The organism is Halomonas sp. 3D7M (genome assembly GCF_014897885.1).
GTDB lineage: Bacteria > Pseudomonadota > Gammaproteobacteria > Pseudomonadales > Halomonadaceae > Vreelandella.
On record NZ_JABUZF010000243.1, the window covers coordinates 1 to 2,505 of the forward strand.

The 2,505-nt window shown below is 57.1% G+C and carries 2 protein-coding genes; one reads left to right on the forward strand and one right to left on the reverse strand.

What is annotated here, in order from left to right:
• On the forward strand, positions 1-514 hold a 514-nt coding region (locus INT22_RS14235; RefSeq protein ID WP_193068442.1), incomplete at its 5' end, for a chromate transporter.
• 19 nt (positions 515-533) lie between these two features.
• Here INT22_RS14235 and INT22_RS21105 read toward each other — a convergent pair.
• A partial coding sequence (locus tag INT22_RS21105) for a molybdopterin dinucleotide binding domain-containing protein (protein ID WP_226912756.1) occupies positions 534-2,505 on the reverse strand: 1,972 nt, incomplete at its 5' end.

A 2,505-nucleotide genomic window follows, 5' to 3' on the forward strand; every position in this document is an offset into this window, starting at 1 on the left:
AGTGGCCGATGCGTTTTATCGCTCTGGTGCGCTGGTATTTGGCGGTGGGCATGTGGTGCTGCCGCTGCTGGAAGCGGAAGTGGTGCAATCTGGCTGGATTACCGCAGATGAGTTTTTGGCAGGCTATGGGGCTGCCCAGGCGGTGCCAGGGCCGCTATTCACCTTTGCTGCCTACTTAGGCGCGCTACTACCCGGTATGAATGGCGTGGTTGGCGCGCTGCTGGCGCTGTTGGCGATCTTTATTCCTGGCTTTTTACTGTTGGTGGGCGTGTTGCCCTTTTGGAATCATTTTCGCCGCTGGCAGAGCGCTCAGGCGTTGATGCGCGGGGCTAACGCGGCAGTGGTGGGTATTTTAGGCGCGGCGCTTTATCAGCCGGTATGGACCAGCGCGATTATCGGGCCTTATGAATTTGTTTTGGCGCTGACGGGTTTTTTACTGCTGACCGTCTGGAAGCTACCGGCGTGGATTGTGGTGATCGTCATCGCCTTGGGTGGGGTAGTGATCACGCTGTAGTGTCACTACCCCAACCGGTTTAAACGCGGCTTACTCTCACCGGTAGGCCTTGGCGCACGCTGGCGCCGCTAATCGGTTCAAGCCAGGTGCCGCCTACCTCCCGTGTAGGGTCTTGAAAGCCCAGGTCGTTGATGTTGATACCTGCGCGCATCCAGGGCATATCTGGCTGGGATTGACCGTCAATGATGTGTGGCGTGGCACCTAAATCTTTGTGCCCGTAGCCGTGTTCAATACCCAATGCACCGGGCACAACGCTTTCGCTAACCAGCGCAAGCCCCACCACGCTTCCGCCTGGGCTTTCAATGCGGATGGTGTCGCCATGCTGGATGCCGAAGCGCTCGGCATCTTGGCGGTGCATTTGTACCGGGTTATACGGCTTGATCATTCTTAGCCGCTCGTTACCAATGGCGTAAGAGTTCATCAGGTTGGACTTGAACGAAAACGCCAGCAGCGGCCACTCCTGCTCTGAAAACACCTCACGCATAGGCTGCTTGTTGGCGAGCTGTGGCAACTTGTGACAGGGCACGCCGCTGTTGGGTAACCCGTTAGTGGTATCAATGCTGGTGCCCACCGCTTCGTTATACACACATAGCGTTTTTTGCCACTGATGTTTTAGGTGCTCGCCGACAAAGTGTTCGCTTGCCTCTTCGAAACGCCCACCCCGAGCGTAAAGGTAGGCAACGCGGCCACGCTCATCTGCTTTCAGTGTACGCTCGATTTTAGGCAGCAGCGGGGTAATGCCGCCATGGGTAATGTCCGCGGCGTTCGCTTCTGGCAGTGGTTCATCTTGAAAGGCAATATTGGCGGCCGCCCGTAGGTAATAGTCTTCAGCGCGGTTGAGCGGGTGAAGATTGCCGTCGGCATCGGGAATGGCGTTGTCGCCGAAGCCTGGCAGCCCTAGCCGTTTAGCAACCGCGATAAAGAAGCTGTCCATAGAAACCGGCTCGCCTTCGGCGGTTTTTTGCTGGCGGGGCTCAACGACTGGCCAGCAAGCGGTGGAGAGTTTACCCAGCGTGCCTTTCCAGGAGCCTGCAAAGCCCCATACCTCGTACATCACCGAGTCAGGCACAATGTAGTCGGCATAGCGATTGGTTTCATTGATAAACCCATCGATTGCAACAAATAGCCCTAACCGTTTGGGGTCTTTCAGCTTATCGACAATTACCCCTTTCAGGCCCGCTTGACCATAAATTGGATTAGCCATACAGCCAATCACCGCTTTGATCGGGTAGGGGTAGCCATCCAGTGCGGAAGGTAAGTGCTCGGTGAGCGTTGGCGGTGCCAGTGAGCGCCAGGGTGCCTTCGCGGGATAGGGATTTTCGCCTGTCGCGAGCTTGCGCTGGTACTCCGATGATTTCTCATAGGGAAAACGTGAGCGGGAGAGGAACACGCCTTGGGGCCCGCGTTTGCCTGGGAAGTTGGCGAGGTCGTAACGGGGGCCTTCGCCGGTGCCGTTATAGGTTCCACCGCCCACGGCGCTGCCACCTTTCATATTGTAGTTGCCAGCCAACAGGTTAAGCATTTGCACGCCAAACGCGGCGTAAAAGCCATTGCCTGACATCATGCCGCCGTGGCAGTTAACGGCGGCTTTCCTGCCATGGCTAGCATAACGTTGAGCCAGCTCGATGATTGTTGCTTTGGCAATGCCGCAATGTTCAGCGTAGGTGTCTAGGTCGAACTGATTGGCGGATTCACGCAGCAGCGCTAGGCTGGTTTTAACGGTGACGGTGGTGCCGTCGACAAGCTCCACTGGGCGTTCGGCAAACAGGTCGGCGGTCATTACCTGTTCGCTCAGTGCCAAGTCGCCCTCTGACACCACGACGGGGATGTCGGCATCGCTACCTGGCTCGGCAAAACCAAGGTCGCTGGCGCGCAAAAAGTAGCCTCGGCGCGGATGCTCGAAGGTATCAATCACTAAATGGGTGGCATTGGAGTGGGTGGTTTCCCCCGCTGCATCGGCGGCGGCTTGACCGGGTAGTTCAAGAAATTCC